Origin of the sequence: Tardiphaga alba (genome assembly GCF_018279705.1) — a bacterium.
In the GTDB taxonomy this organism is placed as follows: Bacteria; Pseudomonadota; Alphaproteobacteria; order Rhizobiales; family Xanthobacteraceae; genus Tardiphaga; species Tardiphaga alba.
Genome location: NZ_CP036498.1, coordinates 3,986,076 through 4,006,295, shown reverse-complemented (window position 1 = coordinate 4,006,295; position 20,220 = coordinate 3,986,076). Strand labels below are relative to the sequence as shown.

The 20,220-nt window shown below is 61.0% G+C and carries 28 protein-coding genes and 1 tRNA gene; 13 read left to right on the top strand and 16 right to left on the bottom strand.

From position 1 onward, the window contains the following. Positions 1–121 precede the first annotated feature (121 nt). Together RPMA_RS19080 and RPMA_RS19075 are read right to left on the bottom strand one after the other, a co-directional pair. Positions 122–1,315 (bottom strand): tyrosine-type recombinase/integrase, encoded by a 1,194-nt coding sequence (locus RPMA_RS19080; RefSeq protein WP_211909248.1) that lies wholly within the window; start codon positions 1,313–1,315, stop codon positions 122–124. Between the two features lie 196 nt (positions 1,316–1,511). Then, positions 1,512–1,597: transfer RNA gene (locus RPMA_RS19075), tRNA-Leu, on the bottom strand. A gap of 152 nt (positions 1,598–1,749) precedes the next feature. Between RPMA_RS19075 and RPMA_RS19070 the strand changes: the two genes are divergently transcribed. Further along, a complete protein-coding gene (locus RPMA_RS19070; RefSeq protein WP_211909247.1) occupies positions 1,750–2,154 on the top strand; it encodes a twin-arginine translocation pathway signal in 405 nt (134 codons plus the stop codon). Between the two features lie 68 nt (positions 2,155–2,222). Here the strand turns inward: RPMA_RS19070 and RPMA_RS19065 are convergent, their stop codons facing one another. Continuing rightward, a complete protein-coding gene (locus RPMA_RS19065; protein ID WP_211909246.1) occupies positions 2,223–3,389 on the bottom strand; it encodes an FAD-dependent monooxygenase in 1,167 nt (388 codons plus the stop codon). Positions 3,390–3,399: 10 nt separating this feature from the next. Then, complete coding sequence (locus tag RPMA_RS19060; protein WP_211909245.1) at positions 3,400–3,645, bottom strand: zinc-finger domain-containing protein; 246 nt, start codon at positions 3,643–3,645, stop codon at positions 3,400–3,402. Positions 3,646–3,871: 226 nt separating this feature from the next. On the opposite strand from RPMA_RS19060, the gene RPMA_RS19055 reads away from it, so the two are divergent. The 4 genes from RPMA_RS19055 to RPMA_RS19040 all read left to right on the top strand — a co-directional run bounded on the left by RPMA_RS19055 (position 3,872) and on the right by RPMA_RS19040 (position 7,409). Next, complete coding sequence (locus RPMA_RS19055; RefSeq protein ID WP_211909244.1) at positions 3,872–5,041, top strand: hypothetical protein; 1,170 nt, start codon at positions 3,872–3,874, stop codon at positions 5,039–5,041. 60 nt (positions 5,042–5,101) lie between these two features. Next, positions 5,102–5,854: an alpha/beta fold hydrolase gene (locus RPMA_RS19050; protein ID WP_211909243.1), complete on the top strand. Its 753-nt coding sequence runs from the start codon at positions 5,102–5,104 to the stop codon at positions 5,852–5,854. Positions 5,855–6,088: 234 nt separating this feature from the next. Continuing rightward, a complete protein-coding gene (gene cysE / locus RPMA_RS19045) occupies positions 6,089–6,916 on the top strand; it encodes a serine O-acetyltransferase (protein WP_211909242.1) in 828 nt (275 codons plus the stop codon). Positions 6,917–7,190: 274 nt separating this feature from the next. Continuing rightward, positions 7,191–7,409 (top strand): DUF3126 family protein, encoded by a 219-nt coding sequence (locus RPMA_RS19040; protein WP_211909241.1) that lies wholly within the window; start codon positions 7,191–7,193, stop codon positions 7,407–7,409. Here the strand turns inward: RPMA_RS19040 and RPMA_RS19035 are convergent. Beyond that, a complete protein-coding gene (locus tag RPMA_RS19035) occupies positions 7,361–8,122 on the bottom strand; it encodes a hypothetical protein (protein WP_211913735.1) in 762 nt (253 codons plus the stop codon). The genes RPMA_RS19040 and RPMA_RS19035 overlap by 49 nt on opposite strands. A gap of 238 nt (positions 8,123–8,360) precedes the next feature. Here RPMA_RS19035 and RPMA_RS19030 point away from each other — a divergent pair, with 238 nt between their 5' ends. Both RPMA_RS19030 and RPMA_RS19025 read left to right on the top strand, forming a co-directional pair. Next, entirely contained in the window at positions 8,361–8,696 is a 336-nt protein-coding gene (locus tag RPMA_RS19030) for a DUF6949 family protein (RefSeq protein ID WP_211909240.1), read from the top strand. 76 nt (positions 8,697–8,772) lie between these two features. After that, a complete protein-coding gene (locus RPMA_RS19025) occupies positions 8,773–9,303 on the top strand; it encodes a gamma carbonic anhydrase family protein (protein ID WP_211909239.1) in 531 nt (176 codons plus the stop codon). Between the two features lie 21 nt (positions 9,304–9,324). Here RPMA_RS19025 and RPMA_RS19020 read toward each other — a convergent pair whose 3' ends face one another. After that, complete coding sequence (locus RPMA_RS19020) at positions 9,325–9,498, bottom strand: hypothetical protein (RefSeq protein WP_211909238.1); 174 nt, start codon at positions 9,496–9,498, stop codon at positions 9,325–9,327. A 346-nt stretch (positions 9,499–9,844) separates the two neighbouring features. On the opposite strand from RPMA_RS19020, the gene RPMA_RS19015 reads away from it, so the two are divergent. The 3 genes from RPMA_RS19015 (at position 9,845) to RPMA_RS19005 (ending at position 10,989) form a co-directional block, all read left to right on the top strand. Continuing rightward, the gene (locus tag RPMA_RS19015) at positions 9,845–10,141 is read left to right on the top strand and encodes a hypothetical protein (protein ID WP_211909237.1); all 297 of its coding nucleotides are present in this window, start codon (positions 9,845–9,847) and stop codon (positions 10,139–10,141) included. A gap of 141 nt (positions 10,142–10,282) precedes the next feature. Continuing rightward, positions 10,283–10,573 carry a hypothetical protein gene (locus RPMA_RS19010; protein ID WP_211909236.1) on the top strand — a complete coding sequence of 97 codons (291 nt, stop codon included), beginning with the start codon at positions 10,283–10,285 and terminating at the stop codon, positions 10,571–10,573. Between the two features lie 227 nt (positions 10,574–10,800). Next, on the top strand, positions 10,801–10,989 hold the full coding sequence (locus tag RPMA_RS19005; RefSeq protein WP_211909235.1) for a hypothetical protein: 189 nt from the start codon (positions 10,801–10,803) through the stop codon (positions 10,987–10,989). A gap of 169 nt (positions 10,990–11,158) precedes the next feature. Here the strand turns inward: RPMA_RS19005 and RPMA_RS19000 are convergent, their stop codons facing one another. The 7 genes from RPMA_RS19000 to RPMA_RS18970 all read right to left on the bottom strand — a co-directional run bounded on the left by RPMA_RS19000 (position 11,159) and on the right by RPMA_RS18970 (position 16,447). After that, positions 11,159–11,776 carry a transglutaminase-like cysteine peptidase gene (locus RPMA_RS19000; RefSeq protein WP_211909234.1) on the bottom strand — a complete coding sequence of 206 codons (618 nt, stop codon included), beginning with the start codon at positions 11,774–11,776 and terminating at the stop codon, positions 11,159–11,161. Between the two features lie 306 nt (positions 11,777–12,082). After that, entirely contained in the window at positions 12,083–12,697 is a 615-nt protein-coding gene (locus RPMA_RS18995) for a PilZ domain-containing protein (protein ID WP_211909233.1), read from the bottom strand. A gap of 129 nt (positions 12,698–12,826) precedes the next feature. Further along, positions 12,827–13,384: a PAS domain-containing protein gene (locus RPMA_RS18990; protein WP_211909232.1), complete on the bottom strand. Its 558-nt coding sequence runs from the start codon at positions 13,382–13,384 to the stop codon at positions 12,827–12,829. A 430-nt stretch (positions 13,385–13,814) separates the two neighbouring features. After that, positions 13,815–15,146: an ATP-binding protein gene (locus RPMA_RS18985; RefSeq protein ID WP_249225299.1), complete on the bottom strand. Its 1,332-nt coding sequence runs from the start codon at positions 15,144–15,146 to the stop codon at positions 13,815–13,817. Then, positions 15,143–15,808, bottom strand: coding sequence for a response regulator transcription factor (locus RPMA_RS18980; protein ID WP_211909231.1), 666 nt, complete (start codon positions 15,806–15,808; stop codon positions 15,143–15,145). The genes RPMA_RS18985 and RPMA_RS18980 overlap by 4 nt, the downstream gene beginning before the upstream one ends. 3 nt (positions 15,809–15,811) lie before the next feature. Continuing rightward, the gene (locus RPMA_RS18975; protein WP_211909230.1) at positions 15,812–16,162 is read right to left on the bottom strand and encodes a PepSY domain-containing protein; all 351 of its coding nucleotides are present in this window, start codon (positions 16,160–16,162) and stop codon (positions 15,812–15,814) included. A gap of 30 nt (positions 16,163–16,192) precedes the next feature. After that, positions 16,193–16,447, bottom strand: a complete 255-nt coding sequence (locus tag RPMA_RS18970) for a hypothetical protein (RefSeq protein ID WP_211909229.1) — start codon at positions 16,445–16,447, stop codon at positions 16,193–16,195. Positions 16,448–16,685: 238 nt separating this feature from the next. On the opposite strand from RPMA_RS18970, the gene RPMA_RS18965 reads away from it, so the two are divergent. After that, the gene (locus tag RPMA_RS18965; RefSeq protein ID WP_249225297.1) at positions 16,686–16,880 is read left to right on the top strand and encodes a PepSY domain-containing protein; all 195 of its coding nucleotides are present in this window, start codon (positions 16,686–16,688) and stop codon (positions 16,878–16,880) included. Positions 16,881–16,893: 13 nt separating this feature from the next. Here the strand turns inward: RPMA_RS18965 and RPMA_RS18960 are convergent, their stop codons facing one another. Beyond that, a complete protein-coding gene (locus RPMA_RS18960; RefSeq protein WP_211909228.1) occupies positions 16,894–17,223 on the bottom strand; it encodes an addiction module antidote protein in 330 nt (109 codons plus the stop codon). Beyond that, entirely contained in the window at positions 17,201–17,518 is a 318-nt protein-coding gene (locus RPMA_RS18955) for a type II toxin-antitoxin system RelE/ParE family toxin (RefSeq protein WP_211909227.1), read from the bottom strand. Before RPMA_RS18955 ends, RPMA_RS18960 begins: the two co-directional genes overlap by 23 nt. Before the next feature lie 194 nt (positions 17,519–17,712). Here RPMA_RS18955 and RPMA_RS18950 point away from each other — a divergent pair, with 194 nt between their 5' ends. Further along, positions 17,713–18,453: a rhomboid family intramembrane serine protease gene (locus RPMA_RS18950; RefSeq protein ID WP_408056451.1), complete on the top strand. Its 741-nt coding sequence runs from the start codon at positions 17,713–17,715 to the stop codon at positions 18,451–18,453. Positions 18,454–18,686: 233 nt separating this feature from the next. Further along, entirely contained in the window at positions 18,687–19,115 is a 429-nt protein-coding gene (locus RPMA_RS18945; RefSeq protein ID WP_211909226.1) for a CBS domain-containing protein, read from the top strand. A gap of 16 nt (positions 19,116–19,131) precedes the next feature. On the opposite strand, the gene RPMA_RS18940 is transcribed toward RPMA_RS18945, so the two are convergent. Beyond that, positions 19,132–20,196, bottom strand: a complete 1,065-nt coding sequence (locus RPMA_RS18940) for a patatin-like phospholipase family protein (protein ID WP_211909225.1) — start codon at positions 20,194–20,196, stop codon at positions 19,132–19,134. Between the last annotated feature and the right edge of the window lie 24 nt (positions 20,197–20,220).

Sequence of the window (20,220 nt, the reverse complement as noted above, 5' to 3'; positions counted from 1 at the left end):
AAAAGGTCGCGCTGAACTTTATGGTCAGGTGAAGGCTCTAGCGGGCCACATCGCAACGCATGCAAATCGGCGATCTGCCAATGAAGAGCCTGACCCAGACAGGTCAACGGAAAAATACGGCTCAGGCCGGGAAGTGTCTAGCTCCGTCAAGATAGTCCGCCCAAGCCGACATCATGCTCACTCGCTCCTTCCAAAATTCGGCGGCGTGCATGTAAGCGCGGCGAGCTTCGTTCGGCTCTTGATGGGCGAGCTGCCTTTCTATTACATCGGGGGACCATTCTTGCATTTCGTTCAGTAGCGTCGATGCCGTTGTCCTAAAACCATGAGCCGTCATTTCTTCGCCCGTGTAACCAAGACGACGCAACGCCGCATTGATCGTATTTTCTGACATCGGTCGATGCCAAGAGCGGACCGAGGGAAACACGAACGGCGAGCTGCCAGTGATCGGATGCAGCTCCGCAAGTATTTGCAGCGCTTGGGGCGCGAGAGGAACGCGGTGCTCCCGGTCCATCTTCATGCGTTCGGCCGGAATTCTCCAAACGGCGCTCTTGTGGTCGAATTCTGTCCACTTCGCACCTCGGAGTTCGCCAGGACGAACGAACACCAACGGTGTAAATTTTAGTGCTTGTTTGACAATGAATGAGCCATCGATTCCGTCGATGGCGCGGAGCAGGGCACCGAGCTTTTTAGGATCTGTAATCGCGGCATGATGTTTGACGGTAGGGGTAATAAGTGCGCCCCGGAGATCTTGAGCTGGATCGCGGTCGGCTCGTCCCGTGGCAATCGCGAACCGGAATACCGATCCCGCAAATGATCGCAGGCGATTTGCAGTTTCGTAGGTGCCTCGCTTCTCAACTTTCCGTAGAGCGTCAAGCAACTCGGGTGGAGAGATGCTTGCTACGGGGCGACTGCCGATTTCTGGTTCGGCCAAAGAAACGAGCCATCGCTTTTTCTGCAGGGTAACTGCGGAGTAGTTCTCCTTCTCGAATTTGGCAATGAGCTCATCCGCCACGGCTTTGAAAGTAGTCGCGTATGATCGTTCAGTTGCACTGCGATCAAGCTTGCGCTGGTGGGATGGGTCAACGCCGCGCGCCAGCAACTGCTTTGCTTCATCCTTGGCTGTCCGCGCTGCGCTCAATCCGACTGCGGGATAAGTCCCCAGTGCAAGGGACTTCTGTTTGCGAAGGAAACGGTAGGAAAGGCGCCAAGCCTTTGTGCCACTAGGACGGACAAGTAGGTGGAGACCTTCGCTGTCGGAGAGTTTGTAGGCCGACTCCCTAGCCTTTGCGTTTCTACATTTGGCGTCAGTGAGCATTCAAGCAATCCAAAGCGCTGGACCAACACATTGGTCGCCCGGACCAACACAAAGACCAACAAAAATCGTGGATGTCGCTGGACAACCGAGGACGACGGTGGACGCGGTAGTTTGGCTAAAATCGCACATTATCAAAAGGTTGTCGATGGATTTTGGCCGATTCGCCGCGCCCGAAAAACCACCTCGGATCAACCACTGGTGCCCCCTGCCGGACTCGAACCGGCACGCCCAGAGGACTCAAGATTTTAAGTCTTGTATGTCTACCAATTCCATCAAGGGGGCAGGCTGCGTCTCCATAGCTGTAAATGCGCGCCGCGCCAAATCGGAAGTTCGCCAGTAAGCCTTGTCGGGAGTGAGCCTTGTCAGCTCGGCCTCAATCCGGCCACCGGGGGCTGCTTTACGCAACCTCAATAAAGCCCGCCTAGAAAGTCCCGATGATCGCTGACATCTCTCGCTCCCGTCTGCCGTCCCGCATTGCTGCGGCGGCTGCGCTGCTGCTTGCCGTTCACCTTGGCGGCTGTGCCGGCATGGGTGATGGGCCGTTGTCCGGAGCGTTTGTTGACCCGTCGATCTATGACCTGAGCGATTGCTCACAGCTCGAGGCGGAACGCAATCGCCTGGCGCGGCGCACGGCCGAATTGCAGGGGCTGATCGACAAAGCGCAAACAGGCACGGCCGGAAGCGTGGTCGGTGAAGTGGCCTATCGCAACGATTATATTTCCGCGCGCGCTCAGGCAAAGTTGGCCGAGGAGCAGTGGCAGAAGAACCGATGCATCGCATCGGCGCCGCCCCCAGCGCCCCCGTCGGCGATGCCCGCCAACCGTTCTTCCAGGCGCTGATGATGCGCCTCTGATGGAAGCATCGGCTGATCCGAAAGCCGGCTATCGCTTGGCTGGATCGTCAGGCGCTAGAGCTGCCAGTTATAAATCCAGTTTTGTCGCGCCTGCAGGCGTTGAGGGCCGAGCAGCCGCATCGTGACGTCGCGTGCGAGCGCCATCGGGCCGCGCAGGTGATAAATTTCTCCAGATCGCCGTGCGGTCTGCTGCACGCGGGTGACGCGTGGCTTGCGGAGGGTGGCGTAGCGCGCCAGAGCGGCCGGGACGTCGCGATCGTCCGTGGTCGCGCCGAGGCACTCCGCCAGAACGGCTGCGTCCTCGATGGCCATGCCGGCGCCCTGGGCTGCAAAGGGCACCATCGCATGCGCGGCATCACCGAGCAGGGCAACATGGCCCGCATGCCAGGCGCCGCCGTCCGGCATCGTATAGAGCGGCCAACATCCCCAATTGTCGATCGCCGCGATCATGGCGCGTGCGTTGGCCGGCCAGCGCGCCTGGCTGAAATGTCCATTGATGTCGTCGCTGGCGCCAGGGGTGTGCCAGCCGGGGGCGAGCGGCGCGCCGGGGACGATCGCCACCATATTGATCCGTTCACCCGCCGACATCGGATAGACGACCAGATGCGCGCGAGGGCCCATCCACAATTGAACGCCGGACGGCCGGATCTCTTTCGGCAGGCTTGCGGCATCGCAGGTGCCGCGCCAGGCGATCAGGCCCGAAAATTGCGGCTGCAAATGCGGGAACAGCTTGCCCCGTATCACCGACCACGCGCCGTCCGCGCCGATCAGGCAACCGGCTTCGGCCCCGCCGATGCGCACGCCTGAGGCCGTGGCTTCGATGTTCTCGACCGGCATGCCGAGGCGAAGGTCGATCTCCGGGCGGCTTTGTGCTTCGGCCAGCAGCGCGGCCTGCAGGTCGGCGCGGTGAGCTAGCCAATAGGGGGCGTCAGGCCGGGCGCTGGCCGTGAGCGACAGCCGTGTCACCTCGCCGCCGCTGCGCGCCGTCATGATGGTCACCGCACGTGGTGTGACCACATGGGGTCCGAGACGTTCGGCAAGTCCGAGTGAAATCAGGATGCGGCTGGCATTGGGAGACAGCTGCAACCCGGCGCCGACTTCTTCCAGCCGGGCGGCCTTTTCGAGAACGGTGACACGAAAACCCTTGGCGGCAAGCGCCAGTGCAGCTGTCAGACCGCCGATGCCTGCACCGGCGACGACAATGGTCCTCGACGACGTCATAGCTGGAAAATCAGGCCGCCTTGTCCTTCACCACGCATTCCGGCGGGCGAGCCTGGCCAGCGCCGAGGTCGCTGGCGTAGCGATACAGGGTCGAGCAATAGGGGCAGATGATCTCGTTATCGTCGCCGAGGTCGAGAAACACATGCGGATGGTCGAACGGCGGGTTGGCGCCCACGCACATGAACTCCTTCGAGCCGATCTCGATGATCGGAACGCCGGCGTCATTGTGAAAGTGCGGAACCACGTGGTCGGACATCGTATCTACCTTTGCTTGCAACAGCCGCGCGCTCCCAGCGTCCACGACCGTTCAGTGCGGCGCACCATACCGGCCCGGATGCTGATTCCTAGACCGCGGAACTGGCATTCAGTCCTGCAAATTCGACACAGTTTGGGTGCCTCACGATAGCCCTTCTTTCGTCGGGGCGGTTGTGTCCGAACCGTGACGCACCACTTGAATGGAGGTGCACCAATAAGGATTTGGGATGCGGTTTCGGCTTAGTACGGCTTTGACAGGGATTGCGGTCTGCATGACCGCAGGTCTGTTGCTGTGGCCGCATGCCCGGGATGCGGGTGCTGTGCTGATTGCGCAGGACGATCCGGTGGCGCTGGCGGATGCCCAGGTCACCGCCGCGCTGCGTCGCGACCCCGACATGCTGGCGAAGCAGGCCGAGGACGCATTGACGGCCCAGGATGCCGATCTCGCCAAGAGCTTTGTCGATCTCGCGGAGGCCCGCAACGTCAGGCTGCCGGACGGTCTCGTGCAGCGGGTGAACGAGGCCGTGGCGGTGGATGCTTCGGCCGCTAACTTTGCCAAGCGTTTCGCCACTGGTTTCGTGACCGGCAATGCCGACGATCTCGCCACGTTGTCCGGCACGGTCGCCGGCGACCTGTTTGTCTTCGGTGATATCCGCGACGCCGTTCGCGAAGGCAAGCATTTGGTGATGGGGGAGGATACCGATCACCTGATCCTGGGGCTCGCAGCGGCAGGTCTCGCCGTGACCGCGGCCACCTATGCCAGTGCGGGCGGCATGACGCCGGTGCGGGCCGGACTGACGCTGGTGAAGGACGCGCGAAAGGCCGGACGCATCGGCGAGGGGCTTACTGCTTGGGCGGCGCGTTCGGCCCGTGGCATGGTGGATGGGCCGGTGCTCAAGGAGGCGATGATGAATGTGTCCGTGTTTCGTCCCGGCCAGACCTTGGCGGCCATGAAGACCGCCTTTCGCGCCGAGAAGGCCGGCGACATCGTACGATTTGCCAAGGATGTCGGCCGCGTCGGCGAAAAGGCCGGCACGCGCGGCGCGCTGGATACGCTCCGCATCGCGCAGGGGCCGAAGGATGTGGCCCGCGCATCGAAGCTTGCGGTCGCCAAAGGCGGGCAGACCCGCGCGATCATCAAATTGTTCGGACGTGGCGCCGTCGTTCTCGCAGCGGGTGCTTTCCATCTCAGCATGTGGCTGCTCTGGGCGCTGTGGATGCTGATCGGTCTCGTCATCTCCATCAAGGCGACCACCGAGCGCATTACCTGGTCCTGGCTGCAGCGATCCAAGGCGCGCCGCATCAGGCGCGAACTCGCGGTGCGCCAGGACGTATTACTCCAGAACATGGCGGCAAAGCAGACTTCGCCGGCTCCCGCACTGGCGCAGGCTGCCTAGCAAGGCTAAATTCGCCACTTCCCACCCACATCGCATGTCTCAATTACAACGGAATCCTGGATGCCGAGCTTTCACAACGGCGCAGTCGAAATCTCTTATCTCGATGAAGGCGAGGGCGAGCCGATCGTGCTCGTGCACGGTTTCGCATCGAGCAAGAATGTCAACTGGGTGTACCCGACCTGGGTGTCCGAGCTGAAGAAGCACAATCGCCGCGTGATCGCGCTCGACAATCGCGGACATGGCGATTCCACCAAGCTCTACGATTCCGAACAATATGGCATCGGCATCATGGCCGCCGATGTGCGCGCGCTGCTCAAGCATCTGAACATCGCGCGCACCGATATGATGGGCTATTCAATGGGTGGACGTATCACCGCCTATATCGCCTATAGTCATCCGGAATTGCTGCGCTGTGCGATCCTCGGTGGCATCGGCATTGGCTTGATCAAGGGCGGTGGCCCCGGCGAGAATGTCGCGTCCGCGCTCGAAGCAGCGTCGCTCGAGGATGTTAACGATCCCATGGGGCGGACCTTCCGGGCCTTCGCAGATCAAACCCGCTCCGACCGCCGCGCGCTCGCGGCGTGTTTGCGCGGTTCGCGTCGCCTGATGACGAATGAGGAAGCCGCGTCCATCAAGGTGCCGGTATTGATTGCGGTCGGTACCACCGACGATGTGGCGGGTTCAGCGCATGAGCTTGAAAAGGTGATCCCCGGCTCGCAAGTGCTGGACATTCCCAACCGCGACCACATGCGTGCGGTCGGCGACCGGGTCTACAAGGAAGGCGTTCTCGACTTCCTGTCGCGCCAGAGCTGATCATGTGAGCCGCGGCGACGATGCCGAGGCCTTGTTTTCACCGTATCAGCGCCCACTTCTTCCGCACGCCCGGTTATTGGGCGTGCCGGGCCGTCGCCGGGAACGTGTGCTAATTCAAGGTGTTAGCATGCAAGTATCGGGTAGGCCGGCATTCACGATGGCATGAGGCCCGCCACGACAGCATGGGGCACTGTGCTATAATCTTCGCCTGTTTGATGAATTTGCGAGTCCGCCATGGCCGTGCAGAGCACCAATCCTACCACCGCGAAACTCGCAACCCTGGACCCGATCTGGGATCGTATCCGCAGCGAGGCTGAGGACATCGTCCATCGCGAGCCAGAGCTCGCGTCCTTCATCTATTCAACGGTGTTGCACCACAGTCGCCTCGAGGACTCGGTGGTGCATCGCGTGTCCGAGCGTCTCGATCATGCGGCGCTGTCCGGCGATCTGATCCGTCAGACCTATAGCGAAGCGCTGCGCGACGATCCCGATATCGGCAACGCCTTCCGCGCGGATCTCGTTGCAGTGTTCGACCGCGACCCGGCGACCTCGCGCTTCATCGACCCGCTGCTCTACTTCAAGGGCTTTCACGCCATTCAGGCGCATCGCCTTGCGCATTGGCTCTACAACAAGGGCCGCAAGGATTTTGCGTGGTATATGCAGAGCCGCGCGTCCGGTGCATTCCAGACTGATATCAACCCGGCTGCACAGATTGGCCGCGGCATTTTCCTGGATCACGCCACCGGCTTCGTCGTCGGTGAAACCGCTGTGATCGAGGACGATGTCTCGATCCTGCATGGTGTGACGCTTGGCGGCACGGGCAAGGAAAACGAAGATCGTCACCCGAAGATCCGTCGCGGCGTGTTGATCGGTGCGGGCGCAAAAATTCTCGGCAATATCGAAGTCGGCCATTGCGCGCGCATCGCTGCGGGCTCTGTCGTTGTGAAGCCTGTGCCGCACAACGTCACTGTGGCGGGCGTGCCGGCGAAGATCGTGGGCGAGGCGGGATGTTCAGAGCCATCGCGCACCATGAACCAGATGCTCAACGCGCTAGGCTTGTAAGCAACGCGCGAATACGCTCCTTGTGTCATCCCCGCGAAAGCGGGGATCCAGTATACGGCGACCGACCGGTTCAATTCTCGCAACTTGTGTCTACTGGATCGCCCGCTCCAAGCGCGCAATTGCGCGCCAGGGCGGGCGATGACAATCGAATTTTTTCGGTATCGCACTGCAGTGGATGATGTGAATTTTCGACAAACGGCCTAGCCGCGCGCGTCATCTGGGATTAAACGTTTCTCCATCAACTCATCCCACATCACCTGCATTGGAGACGCCTGTGGACGTTCAGGAAGTCAGAAAACTCGACGCCTATCTCAAGCGTGTATTCGGCAACCAGAAGATCCGCGTCGTGCCGCGCCCGAAGAAGGATGACTCGGCCGAAGTCTATATCGGCGAGGAATTCGTCGGGGTGTTGTTCGTCGACGACGAAGACGATGATCGCTCGTTTCAGTTCCAGATGGCGATCCTGGAAGAAGATCTCGCCGATAGCGAGTAAGGCGACTTATCGTCCCCAAGGCGGACCGTCAGCCGGTCCATGGCATCACCGACCGTGCGCCAGTCATCGAGCCAGGCGCGCGGGAAACGGAAGACGAGATCGGCGCCGCCGACGCGGCGTTCACTCATGCACATGCCCGGCGTGGCCCCATCCCGCGTGCAGCGCGCAACCAGTGTGGGCGCGCTGCCGAGAAACAGATCTTCCTTCGCGTATGGCGTGCTGTCGTAGAAGGGCTGAATAGTCAGTCCGTCGGCGCTGCGTGACGCCTGATCCGCATAGAGCGGATAGATCGTGCGCAAGCGCGCATCCGGCGACGTCGCATTGTGATGCGCCGAGATCGACAGGAAAATGCGGTCGATCGGCTGCACGTGCTCGTCGAAATTCTCCACTGTCACATGACGCGGCGCTTCGTTGGCCTCCAGCGCAGGGTATGTGTAGCTGAGATCGACGCGCTCCTGCGGGCCGGAATGCTTCTGCACCTTGCGGCGGAAGGCATGGCCCTCGACGTTGAACAGCGTGGAGCCGACGCTCACCGGAATGCGATCGGGGTCGCCGGGCTTCTGGCTGTGCCAGGTCGGCCATAGCAGATAGGCGACGACCGCGACGGCAGGGGCGGCGAGACCCAAACCAAACAATGTCGGTACGAGATTGCTGTGACGGCGCTGGCGGCGGCGTGGCCGCGTCGTCGGGTGTGTCGGGAACAGCAGGGACATGCGCGCGTAAGCAACTACCACTCAACAGAGTTCCGCGGCATGCCACGGCGAATCAACTGGTTGAACATGCACTTGATTGGTTAACGGCCTGCTTGCGCGGCGCCGCAATTCCATTCGAGCCATGCAGGAGGTGCAACCGCAGGTCCCGCGTTAACGATTTTTTAACGTTAGTGTGGCGTTCCGTCGCAATATGGTGCATTGCAAGCGAGAACATTCAATTGCCCTAGAAAAACTTCTTATGTCACCTATTGCTCTCAACTGTTTCATTCAGATCGCCATTGGTTTTGCCATCGCAGGCGCTGTCGCCAGCGCGTATCAGGCTTTCGTCAACCGCCCGCCAAGCTTCGCGTTGCTGCAGCAGGGACCGACGCCGGAAGGCTTTGCCGCCGTCCCGCTGCTGGTCTTCACGGCGCCGTTCGTCATCATGCGCAACACGTTGCGATCCGGCGCACCGGAGCCGCATCGCTTCCAGTTCGTGATGATCGCGACGGTGCTTGCCGGCTTCTGGAGTCTGATGTCCGGCACGTTCATCGTTTTGACGTTGCAGGCTCTCGGCATTCTGGCCGGCGCGTAGGCCTCATCGTAAGTGCAGACTGGTCTCCGCCTGCCGCTTCATGGCAGTGTGCTCGTCACAGGGAGACCACGCACTCATGGCAATCTACGAACTCGACGGGCAGGGTCCGGACCTTCCGGCCGACGGAAATTACTTCATCGCTGAGACGGCTGACGTGATCGGCAAGATCCGTCTGAAACCACAGGCCAGCGTCTGGTTCGGCGCCGTGCTTCGTGGCGACAATGAATGGATCGAGATCGGTGAAGGTTCAAACGTGCAGGACAACTGCACCTGCCACACCGACAAGGGCTTTCCGCTGACCATCGGCAAGAACTGCACCGTCGGGCACAATGTGATCCTGCACGGCTGCACCATCGAAGATGGCGCGCTTGTTGGCATGGGCTCGATCGTGATGAACGGTGCACGCATCGGCAAAAACAGCATTGTCGGTGCCGGCTCGGTCATTACCGAGGGCAAGGAATTTCCCGATAACTCGCTGATCATCGGCTCGCCCGCACGTGTCATTCGCACGCTCTCGCCGGAGCAGGTTGCGGCAATGGGCAGCGCGGCGCGCTTCTATGCCGCCAATGGCCCGCGCTTCAAGCAGGGTATGAAGAAGATCGGCTGATCACGGCTACGGTCGGAAGGCTCACGTGCCTTCCGACTCCCGCGCTTCTATCGCACTGGCAACGCGTTCGTGGCCCGCGCTCCAGAGCGCATAATCTTCAGTCCCCTCCTGATACGGGTTGCCTTCGGCGGGAATATTTTTGCTGGCTGCGCCTTCACCCTCGATGAACGGATCTCTTTGCGGCTCGTTTGGCATGTGGTCGCTTCCTTGTTGCGGGGGTATTGTTTCGGCGCCTTGTCGTTTTGCGATCCGATGTGGATTGGCCAACCTCATTCACGCTTCTGCGTAACGCATCATCGAGGTCGGTCGGGACGCCATGCTTCTGCAGCAGATCAGCAAAAGCTTCGTCAGCAAGCTGCTGCATCGTTGTCCCCCGATCACGACCGAGCTGCGTCAGTCTACCCAGTGTGTCGTCATCGAACGTGATTAGCTTCCGCATGGCGCGCCCATCTGTCGTGAAATCAAGCGCCACGCACCGAATTCGTTCCGGGCACGGAACGCTAGCTATCACCGGCCGTTGATGCGCCAAGGGAGATTTCTCATGGCTCATACATCGCGTTTCGTTGCCGGCCTCGCAGCTGTTTTGCTGCTGTCACCAGGGGCGGTTCTCGCACAAAGCGGCGGTGCTGGAGGTGGCGCGGCCGGCGGCACTGCTGGCACCAACAGCGCTGGTACGGCGAATGCCAGCGGCGGACGGGCGCCGGCCGGCATTACCACCGGTGCGAGCGGCACAGGCCAGCCGTCGTATGATGGCAAGCCAAGCACGGGCAACGATCTCGTCGATAAGCAGGATCGCGACGTCGACCGCAAGGTGAAGAACATCTGCAAGGGATGCTGACGCGGGCATAGTCGTGTCGCATATGATCCGCTGCGTGCAAGCTCGCGAATAAGTGACGGTTGCCGAATTTCACGATGGTCGCAATGCGGATAGATAGCTACTGATGATCAATGCGCGATTGCGCATGATGGAGAGTAGCGAATGTTCCGCAAGGCGATATTGGGATTTTTGGTGACTGTTGCTTGTGCAATGTCGATCCCCACGAGTGCTTCGGCGGGCGGAGGTTTTCACAGACACGGCTTCTATCGTGGTTTTGGCGGTCCCGGTTTCGGTTGGGGATATCCGGGCTATTACGGCTATGGTCGCTACGGATATGGTTTCGGCTATCCGTCGATCTACCGTTATGAAGATCTGGGCGGCTGTCGTCTGGCCAATCAACGCATCCGTACCGCAAAAGGCTGGCGTGTTCGCCGCGTTGAAGTCTGCGAATAACGCAGTGATCGCATATCCGCGTCTCTATGCATTCAGCGTAGAGGAGCTTTTCGCGCGTTGCAGTTATGAATATTCCGAAGTCGTGCTACTAAAGTCGCAACCTGCGGTGCAGCGGTAGTTTAATCCGCGCGTTGCGGGGGCAGCGCGGCTTCATAGGCGCGAGGGGGACGTCAGGTCGGCTGGTTCGTCAATTGCGAGTTTCGATTTGCAAAACCGAGCGCATGATCATGATCCTCGATATTTCTCATCTCACGCTGTTCTTCATGGCCACCGTCTGCGCATTGGCGATGGCATTCGTATGGATGTTTTGCGAATTTGAGCGTCGGTTTGGTCGGCGCGTCTCGGCCGCTGCGCTTGCACGGTTCGGTCATCAAATCGATGGAAAGCCTGATCGCGATCGATCGCGTCGCGACTGATGCATGACTGTCTCCGTGCGACGCGTTTCGTGCGGCTTCGAAGAGATCAGTTCAACCGTCAAAAAAGTTGCGCCCGAGCTTTGGGGGAAGCTCGGGCGCGCGCGATCCGGTCTGGGACGGGGAGGGGTGGGGATGTGACCGGGTCGCGTGTCTCCAATTCCTGTTGTGATCAGCGAGCGCTGGCGGTGGCGGTTGCCGGGCGATTGTCACCGAGCGAGACCCACTGGTTGGGATCGCTCTGCGACTGACGCTTGACGAAGCGGTAGCCAGTCTCGGTCCAGGCCAGCACATTCTCGTTCTGATTATCGAGAACGTATTCGCCCTTGTTGGTCTTCACGGTGAGCACGGCATGGCCGTCGCCCTTCTTGTCGCGCACCACCGTGATCAGCAGTGCTTCACGCGGCCAGCCAGCCTCGATCAGCATCTTGCGCTTCAGCAGCACGTAGTCTTCGCAATCGCCGTAGCCATCGTCGGGCAGCGACCACTTCTCGATCACGCCCCAATGATCCATGTCGGTGAGCGGCTTGATCGTCTCGTTGACCCAACGATTGACGCGCACCAGATCCTTCCACGCAGTCTGCGTGATGACGATGTCACGTGGCTGCGTGGCGCCACCGCGGCACTCGACCGGATTCTCCGAACAGAATTCGACCCAACCGATCGGCGCACGCGTGGTGTCGCCGAGGCTTGCATAGAGTTTTTCGCCGGCAGCATGTGCCGAAACCGTTAGTCCGCACAGGATTGCCGCAACGACAAATCCAGTGATACGCCCCTTGTTACCAGCCATTGTGGCCCCCGTTTTTGTTGGGACCATCATTGGCAGGAAGGATTTTCGTCGCCGCTAAGTCGGCGAACGACAATTGAGACGACTACGATTCAAACACGCGGCGAACTTGATTCAAATTTTATGCAATCGAGTTCGCATAAAATTTGCCGCGTTAATCGTTGCAATGCTGGAAAATCGGGACGTGTGCATCTCCCGCATCGTGCGCGTTAACCGCTGCGGTTAAGGCGATCATGTGCGTGCGGTATCTGCTGACGCAGATAGCGCACTCACAATGCTGCAAAATCGGGATTTGGTGCGCTTTCCCGTTTACCGGGCGTTGACGCTGTCTTCCAACGTATCCGGAGACTGCTCATGCGCGAACTCCAGCGCGAAGCCTTCTTCGAGATGACGGACCACGCGAGACGAGATGCGGCCGAGCATGACCTGGGCGTTCAGCGGCGGACGCTTCTCGGCCGCGATGGCTGCGCCGGACAGCGACAGATCGATGATACGGCCATTCATCTGGACGCCGTCCTCGAGGGTCAGCACCGCGATTGGGTTCCGCGGAACGATACGATCGTGCCGACGATCCTCGGGCAGGTTGAGGATGTCGCGATTGGCCAGCCAGGTCAGTTGCGCCGCCAGCTTGTCGCGTTTCCGGGGCGTGGCACCGACGGTCATGGCGAAGCCGTTGTCGATGATGCGGGTGACTTTCCCTTCGACGCGGCCAATATGGTCAAGATAGGCGATGACGCGGTCGCCGATATTGCCGATGCCGGGGCCGAGCAGTGCAAGGCCGCCTGGGGACATGTTGATGACCTGGCAGGGGAATTCACGACGGTCCGGCAGCATGTACCGGCCCAGAAGATGAACTTTCACGCGCTGGAAGCGTCGCCGTTCTTCTGCGGAAGGAAGAATCGATTTGGTTTGGGCGAGCGCCATCGGTGTCAGGCCGGTCCTGCGGAGCAATTGCCACCGACCGTAAGGCCTGCAAGGTTAATGGCGCGTTAGCAAATACCGTTTCGGCGCAACCACGTCGCGTGGCTCTCAAGCCTGGCAGCCAGGGGGAGCTTAGCTCAGGCCTTCATAGACCATCAGGCCGCGCGCCGCCTGCAGCTTGCGCAAAATACGCGGCGCGAAGCGCTGCGGCTGATGGGCGAGATACCGGAAAGACGTCATTTCAAGCGGTCCGAGCCGGCCGATCACCGGCGTCATGGACGCCAGCAGCCCGGTCAGGCTGATCGGCGTATGGGCCCGCGCGGCGAAAGGCAGCAGCATCATTTCGAGATGGGCCTTGTCGCCGGTTTCGGTATGCGCGGTCACGCCGGCGACGGCCACCAAAAGCTCCTCGGAAACGACCGTAACCATCTCCTCGATGTCGCTCCGACCGGCAGCGCCGAACAGCTGCGGGAACGACTCGCTCTTCAAGTCGCGGCCGAACATGGCGCAAACTCTGGTACCGGCGACCCGGAACGGGAAGCCTGCCGGCTTGTCATAACCGAGCACGAAAATGTCGCCGAGCAGTTCCCGAACCGGGCCGGGTTCGATCTCGCTGCGATCGGGCGCACGCGCAAAACCGCGTTTTTCGTCCCAATAGGCGAAGAACTTCCGGCTCGATGGATGTTTCATGCGCGCTGATCCTGACCCGGTCAGCTGGCGACAGGGACAAGTCTGTCCCGAATCCATCCATGTCCGACCGCTACATGTTGTGCAGACCGGTCATTGCAGCGTCCATGCCGAAACGTCGTTTTCCACTGAGTCGCTTTGGCTTTCCGTCGTTAAGGTTATTTTTACCATGTTCTTGAGATCGCGGGGACAACAGGTATTCTTCTCGCACTCCAGAGCGGAGCGGGCTGTCTCCAGCGGTTCGCTTCGCGCGCTTCGATACACAGGGTTGTCGTCAAACAAGACGGTCACCGCGCGGGGAGGGGTGGGGATGTCGGCCATATGGTCGATACACGTCGCCCGGCGCGAGAAGATCGATCAGGCCAGGGAGAGCCTTTCTCAGAGGCTCTCCCTTTTTCTTTGCCGGGTGGTCCTCAGGCCGGCCTTGGCAGGATTACGGCGACGCTGAGCCCGCCAAGCTTTGAGCTCTCCAGCTCGATCCGCCCCGATAGGCCTCGGCGAGATCGCGTGTGATGGCGAGCCCGAAGCCGGTACCGGGCAGGGTCTCGTCCCAGCGTTGACCGCGCCCGATCGACTGCATCTGTTCGGTCTGCAGGCCGGGGCCGTCATCCTCGACGCGCAACACGGTTTCCCCGTCGCTCTGCGTCACAATGAGACACACGCGCGTCGTGGCCCATTTGCGCGCATTGTCCAGCAAGTTGGCCAGCATCTCGGTGAGATCGCCGTCATCGCCGTGAAAGCTGGCATCGGCTGCGATATCGCAGTCCCATTGCAGCCCGCGATCGTCAGGCAATCGCCGCAGCGCACGGACGATCTTGTCGGCGACGGGTGCTATGGGAATGGCGCCGCGGCTCAGTGCGGCCGAGACACCAGCGCGTGCGCGCGCAAGGACGCGATCGACCTGCTTGCTCATCAGCAAGGTCTGCTCGTCGATGGGATCGGCGATGTCGTTCCGATCATCTTGCCGTGCTTGTCGGGCGACTGCTCCGAGAACAGCCAGCGGCGTCTTTAATCCATGGGCGAGATCCGCGGCATGGGTTTTGGCTCGCTCCAGCGCTGCATCCTGAAATGCGATCAGGCGATTGAGATCGTTGACCACCGGCTGCACTTCGTCCGGGAAGCCGCCGCCGAGCGTACGACTGCTACCGGCGTGAATGCGCCGCAGCCCGCGTCCCAATTCATCGAATGGGCGCAGTGCGAGGCGGATGAAGATCGACATCGCGATGACGAGAATGATGCCGAGAGCGCTCAGCGACAGCACCAGCAATCTGAACAGATATTGCTGGGACGCTGCGAGATCCGACCTGTCCAATGCAGCGACGATCTGCAGGCGCGCATCCGATCCCGACGCAGTCGTGACAGCAATCGTTTGAACGACGGCCAGCAGTTTTGCGCGGTCGGGACCGACGAGATTGGTCGTCCAGCGTGCGTCACCGTGCTGGTCATGCGGTACGGTGAGCGAGAAGTCCCACAGTGAGCGGGATCGCGCGCTATTGTCGGCATGACTGATCTGCCAATACAGCCCACTATACGGCGTCTCAAAGCGCGGATCGGACAGCGGCGTCTCGAGCGAGGGCGCGCCGCTCGCATCCACCTTCACCTGAGCCGCAATCGAGACGACGATCTGGCCGAGTTCGGCCGCAGCACGGCGCTCGATTTCCTGATTGAAGATGGTCTTCAGGCCGAACGCAGCGAGACCGAGCGCGATGGCGATGGCCAGCGCCGCTGCACAACTGAGCCGGAACGAGAGCGAACGCGTATTCACGATGGCGCCGCCGGAATGCAGTAGCCGCGGCCGCGATGGGTCTCGATCAGCGGAAATCCGAGCTTCTTGCGCAAACGTGCGACGATGGCCTCGACGGCGTTGATGTCGCGGTCGGCATCGCCGGAATGGATATGTTCGAGCAATTCGCCCTGCGACATCGTGCGCCCGCGATGCAGAAGCAGATAAGCAAGCAGGCGATATTCCATGGCCGTCAGCGCAAGCGAGCGGCCATCAATGGTGGCGGTCTGCGAGCGGGTATCGAGTTCGAGCGGGCCGGCCTTGATCAGTGCTGACGCCTGTCCAGCGGCGCGTCGTGTAATCGCGCGCAGGCGGGCCAGCAGCTCCTCCATCTGGAACGGCTTTGCCAGATAGTCATCGGCACCGGCATCAATGCCTTCCACCTTGTCGCGCCAGCCGTCGCGTGCGGTCAGCACCAGAACCGGCGTCGCGATGCCGGCTTCGCGGAGGCGCCGCAGCACCGTGAGGCCATCGAGGCGGGGCAGGCCGAGATCGAGCACGATGGCGTCATAGTCTTCGGTCTCGCCCTTGAACCAGGCCTCGTTGCCATCGACGACTGTTTCCACGGCATAGTTCGCAGCTTCTAGTCCGCTGCGGATATCTGCGGCGATCCGCGGTTCGTCCTCTACCACCAGAATGCGCATGCGTCAGTCGATCTTGATGACCGCGAGGGTCTGCGCATTGATCTCGATCTCGCGCCGTTTGCCGGATGCCGTGAGCACCTTGATCTCATAGACCCAAACTCCATCGTCGCGATCAAGCTCGACCTTGATGACCTCGCCAGGCAGCTTGTCACGAGCCACGGCCAGCACTTCTGTCAACGGACGAATATCCCCGCTATTGAGCGCCTGCAGGGCACAGTCTTGCGAGCGCTTGCATTCGGACTTGTCATCCTTGGCAACCGCCACATGCGTCGCGGCGCTGCCGACGACCAGAGCAGTCAGCAAGATGCCGATCAGCATCGCGGTGCGGGTGATTGCGCTGGCGCGGATGATCATCGCGAGCTCCGGGTTTTGGTGTCTGGCCATTCATCCAGCGAGGGCGGATTCACGCATGCGCGGTGCCGGCTTGTTGAGTGGCTTGTCATCGGTCTCGTTGGCAGGATCGTTCGGCGCGTCCATCGGCCGGCGTGTCCTCATTGCAGCGTGGCCTCCGCCTGCCGGTGCCGTCAAGCCGGCCACGGCACAGACCAGAATCATCAGGATCACGAATGTGTCGAGGTGCAATTCGACCGCTGCCATCAGAGGCAGCGTAACGGCGAGCAGGAACATGGCGGGCATCATGGGGCATCTCCGGTCGGTTGAGCTGTCCCGAACCTAGCGAAGCCTCGCTGACGGCTCCCTGACAGGCGGTGTCAGGAAAGCGGCGGCGACGATATGGCATCAGCCGGGTCATTCATCGATTTGGAGAAAGAACCATGAAATACCCAGCCATTGCCCTGATCGCCGCGTCGCTTGTTTTGGCCGCGGGGGCGCACATGCCGATGACATCGTCTGCAAGTCCGAAGCTGCCGGGCAGGGCATGCCGATCGAGAAGGCCATCGAGAAAGCCGAAACGCTGGGCTATGCGGTCAAGAAGGCCAAGCGCAGCAAAGGATGCTGGGAAGTCGAAGGCTTCGACAGCCATGGCGCCGAGGTCGAAATTCGGATCGATCCCGTATCCGGTGAGATCGTCAAACCGGCCGATTGGCGGGCGGGTAAGCGGAAAGCCGATTAAGCCCGCGAATGCCTCAAGGCGCTGGGGCCTTTTTTTGGCCAGCGCCTTTCGCAGTCTGGCCGGCTTTCGGCTGGAGCGTCAATTTCAGATCGAGCGCGTTGAGTACGCGCATGACGGTCGCAAATTCCGGGCGCCCGCTGGCAGACAGAGCCTTGTAAAGGTTCTCCCTCGCAAGGCCGGTCTTGTTTGCGATGCCGGACATGCTTTTGGCACGTGCGACAACACCAAGGGCATGAACAATCAATGCGGGATCGCCGGTCTCCAGTGCCTCGGCCATGTAAAACTCAATGGCTTCCGGCGTTTTCAGGAATTCCGCAGAGTCATATGGAGCGGTCTTGGTCATCGGTCTTCCAATCTGCAAGAAGTCTCTTCGCGTCTTCCACGTCTGCCGTTTGCGATTTCTTCGTTCCTCCACATAACAGGAGGATCAGTGTGTTGCCGCGGCGCGCGAAATAGACCCGGTAGCCAGGCCCATAGTCGATCCTCATCTCGCTGACGCCGCCGCCGACTGGTTTGACGTCGCCAGCATTGCCGTGAGCGAGACGGTCCACGCGAATGGCGATTTTAGCTGCCGCACGGTCGTCTCGAAGAGACCGAGCCCAGGATGCGTAGCGCTCCGTTCGGATCACTTGCAGCATGGTTGTATTTTATAAGATACAGTTTGCGGTCGTCAACATGACAACGGTTGGCGCTCGTGGTACGCGCTTCGACGCTTCGCGGACCCATCTTGCATCGCGGCACCAAACCCGCCTATCTGGAGGCATCGCTCGCCAGAGCCGTTACAGACCGTGCCGCCTTGGACCCTTCGGAAAATCCCCCGCGCGAACCACTATTGACCCTGCCGGGCGCGCTGACGGCCTATATCGGGCTGCTTGCGGTCATTCATCTGATCCGCGTGCTGCTGCCGGTGGACCTGGAATACTGGACAATCGAGCTGTTCGGCTTCATCCCGAAGCGCTACGACCAGACGCTGCTGTCGATGCCGTTCCCGGGCGGGACGGGTGCCGAGATCTGGACCTTCGTCACTTACTCGCTGCTGCACGCCAATCTCAGCCATATCGGCTTCAATATTCTATGGCTGCTGCCCTTCGGCAGCGCGCTGGCGCGCCGCTTCGGTGCGGTGCGTTTCTTCCTGTTCATGGCGGTGACAGCGATCGGTGGGGCTGCTGCGCATCTCGTCACCCATGCGCACGAACTCGCTCCGATGATTGGTGCTTCTGCTTCGGTTTCCGGCGCGATGGCAGCGGCGATCCGCTTTGCTTTCGTGCGCGGCAGTTTCCTGTCTTTCAATCGCGGAGATGCCGACGAAGCGGCCCGCGTGCCGGCCCAACCATTGTTCCGCGCATTGCGCGATACGCGGGTGATCGGTTTTCTCGCGGTATGGTTCGGCGTCAATATTATCTTTGGCATGGGCTCGATCGCTGTGGGCAGCGAAGGCGCGACGGTAGCCTGGCAGGCGCATATTGGTGGTTTTGCTGCTGGACTGCTGCTGTTTTCGCTGTTCGACCCGATTCCGCGGGCGCAGCGCACGCATTCCGAGCCATCCTCTTCGGACATGCCGGACTTGCGCTGAGAACGTGCTCGCATCTTGCGGGTGCAGTGCACATCCCCATCATTACAAATCAGACAGGTGACTCACGCCGGCAGGTTCGGCTCTCGAGGCCGAATCCGTTCTGCGTGAGCGGTGGTTAGGCTCGATCACCCATACCTCAAGACCATCGGGCTTCGCCTCCGTATCCGCTTGTTTGGAACAAGAAGGAACGACCGCGCTCATCGCAGGGGCCAGGTCAGTGAGGAGGCGACAAAATGCTGGTTAGTGCAATTCTCGACGGCAAGGGCCATCACGTGGAAAGCGTCGCACCGGGCGACAAGGTATCGTCGGTGGTGAAATTGCTTGCCGAACGAAAGATCGGTGTTGTGCTGGTGATGACCAAGCAGCAGATCGACGGCATTATTTCGGAGCGCGACATCGTGCGCGTGATCGCCGAACGCGGCGCCAGCGCGCTGGATGAGGATGTCGGTGCCGTCATGACGCGCAAGGTCGTGACCTGTTCGCCGTCCGACACGGTGGGCTGGATCATGGAGCGCATGACCAACGGCAAATTCAGGCACCTGCCGGTGCTCGACGACGGTCGCGTGGTCGGCCTGATCTCGATCGGCGACGTCGTGAAGTCGCGCGTCAGCGAATATGAGAACGAGCAGGAAGCGCTGAAGGAATATATCGGGACGGCTTAAGCCATCGCGATCTGCATTACTGGTCCTGCGAAGCGGCCTTCTTCTGCGCAACAGCGGGCACAGGAGATCTGGCCGCTTCCGGCACCAGCATCTCGATGGCCTCCTGGATGCCTTCGATGGCGCGTTCGGTGGCGCGCGAGCCGTGCTTGATCATGTCGTCGGCGCGATGGAAATCGAACAGACCGAATTGGCCCACGCGCGGCGCGATATGCATGTCCGGCGGATCGCCGGCGAGGCGGGCGCGGGTGATACGATCCTGCATGATGTTGAAGGCGTCGATCATCACGGTCGAGATTCCGGGCCGCTCGCTGCTCCCGAAGAATTCGCGCTTCACGGTGCGCTCGGCCGAAAAGAAGCTGGTGAAGCTGCGCTTCGGCTTGGCCGGCTCTTCCGGTTCGGCCACCGGCTCGACCGGTTCGGCGCTGCTGCCATGGTCGAAGATGGTGATCGAATGGCCGAACACGTCATTGCTGAGATTGACGGCGATGACGATTTCCGCGCCCAGCGCGCGGGCGGCGGAGACCGGAACCGGATTGACCAGTGCGCCATCCACCAGCCAGCGGTCGCCGACCAGAATTGGCGAGAAGATGCCGGGCAGGGCGTAGGACGCGCGCATGGCATCGACGACCCGGCCATGGGTCAGCCAGATCTCGTGGCCTGTACGCACTTCCGTCGCCACGGTGGCGAATTTCACCGGCAGGTCTTCGATGAGCTGGTTGCCGATCGAGGCCTCGAGCTGGGCGGCGAGCTTATTGCCGCCGATCAGGCCTGATCCATTCAGGCGAATGTCGAGATAACCGAAAATGTTTCGTGGCTGAAGGCTGCGGGCCCATTCCTCGAAGGTATCCAGGTAGCCGGCTGCATAACAGCCACCGACCACGGCGCCGATCGAAGTGCCGACGACTACATTCGGGACGATGCCATTCGCAATCAGGGTTCGCAGGACGCCGATATGTGCGAAACCGCGGGCGGCGCCTCCGCCCAAAGCCAAGCCGACGACCGGGCGTCGAACACTGCCCAGACCGGGTTTCTCACGGCCACTCGCGCCGTTCTGGCCGCGCCCCATCAATATCTCCAGCACAGAAGACCTTTCACGCTTGCCGGC

What these genes read in the sequence shown, in the direction of transcription:
- RPMA_RS19015 (WP_211909237.1), top strand. Translation starts at nt 9,845, where the DNA reads ATGGCTCATACATCGCGTTTCGTTGCCGGCCTCGCAGCTGTTTTGCTG.
- RPMA_RS18960 (WP_211909228.1), bottom strand. Translation starts at nt 17,223, where the DNA reads ATGACCAAGACCGCTCCATATGACTCTGCGGAATTCCTGAAAACGCCG.
- RPMA_RS19035 (WP_211913735.1), bottom strand. Translation starts at nt 8,122, where the DNA reads ATGTCCCTGCTGTTCCCGACACACCCGACGACGCGGCCACGCCGCCGC.
- RPMA_RS19060 (WP_211909245.1), bottom strand. Translation starts at nt 3,645, where the DNA reads ATGTCCGACCACGTGGTTCCGCACTTTCACAATGACGCCGGCGTTCCG.
- RPMA_RS18980 (WP_211909231.1), bottom strand. Translation starts at nt 15,808, where the DNA reads ATGCGCATTCTGGTGGTAGAGGACGAACCGCGGATCGCCGCAGATATC.
- cysE (WP_211909242.1), top strand. Translation starts at nt 6,089, where the DNA reads ATGGCCGTGCAGAGCACCAATCCTACCACCGCGAAACTCGCAACCCTG.
- RPMA_RS19020 (WP_211909238.1), bottom strand. Translation starts at nt 9,498, where the DNA reads ATGCCAAACGAGCCGCAAAGAGATCCGTTCATCGAGGGTGAAGGCGCA.
- RPMA_RS18955 (WP_211909227.1), bottom strand. Translation starts at nt 17,518, where the DNA reads ATGCTGCAAGTGATCCGAACGGAGCGCTACGCATCCTGGGCTCGGTCT.
- RPMA_RS18995 (WP_211909233.1), bottom strand. Translation starts at nt 12,697, where the DNA reads ATGGCGCTCGCCCAAACCAAATCGATTCTTCCTTCCGCAGAAGAACGG.
- RPMA_RS18965 (WP_249225297.1), top strand. Translation starts at nt 16,686, where the DNA reads ATGCCGATCGAGAAGGCCATCGAGAAAGCCGAAACGCTGGGCTATGCG.
- RPMA_RS19070 (WP_211909247.1), top strand. Translation starts at nt 1,750, where the DNA reads ATGATCGCTGACATCTCTCGCTCCCGTCTGCCGTCCCGCATTGCTGCG.
- RPMA_RS18970 (WP_211909229.1), bottom strand. Translation starts at nt 16,447, where the DNA reads ATGATGCCCGCCATGTTCCTGCTCGCCGTTACGCTGCCTCTGATGGCA.
- RPMA_RS19010 (WP_211909236.1), top strand. Translation starts at nt 10,283, where the DNA reads ATGTTCCGCAAGGCGATATTGGGATTTTTGGTGACTGTTGCTTGTGCA.
- RPMA_RS19055 (WP_211909244.1), top strand. Translation starts at nt 3,872, where the DNA reads ATGCGGTTTCGGCTTAGTACGGCTTTGACAGGGATTGCGGTCTGCATG.
- RPMA_RS19050 (WP_211909243.1), top strand. Translation starts at nt 5,102, where the DNA reads ATGCCGAGCTTTCACAACGGCGCAGTCGAAATCTCTTATCTCGATGAA.
- RPMA_RS18945 (WP_211909226.1), top strand. Translation starts at nt 18,687, where the DNA reads ATGCTGGTTAGTGCAATTCTCGACGGCAAGGGCCATCACGTGGAAAGC.
- RPMA_RS19080 (WP_211909248.1), bottom strand. Translation starts at nt 1,315, where the DNA reads ATGCTCACTGACGCCAAATGTAGAAACGCAAAGGCTAGGGAGTCGGCC.
- RPMA_RS18990 (WP_211909232.1), bottom strand. Translation starts at nt 13,384, where the DNA reads ATGAAACATCCATCGAGCCGGAAGTTCTTCGCCTATTGGGACGAAAAA.
- RPMA_RS19025 (WP_211909239.1), top strand. Translation starts at nt 8,773, where the DNA reads ATGGCAATCTACGAACTCGACGGGCAGGGTCCGGACCTTCCGGCCGAC.
- RPMA_RS19030 (WP_211909240.1), top strand. Translation starts at nt 8,361, where the DNA reads ATGTCACCTATTGCTCTCAACTGTTTCATTCAGATCGCCATTGGTTTT.
- RPMA_RS19065 (WP_211909246.1), bottom strand. Translation starts at nt 3,389, where the DNA reads ATGACGTCGTCGAGGACCATTGTCGTCGCCGGTGCAGGCATCGGCGGT.
- RPMA_RS19000 (WP_211909234.1), bottom strand. Translation starts at nt 11,776, where the DNA reads ATGGCTGGTAACAAGGGGCGTATCACTGGATTTGTCGTTGCGGCAATC.
- RPMA_RS19005 (WP_211909235.1), top strand. Translation starts at nt 10,801, where the DNA reads ATGATCCTCGATATTTCTCATCTCACGCTGTTCTTCATGGCCACCGTC.
- RPMA_RS18975 (WP_211909230.1), bottom strand. Translation starts at nt 16,162, where the DNA reads ATGATCATCCGCGCCAGCGCAATCACCCGCACCGCGATGCTGATCGGC.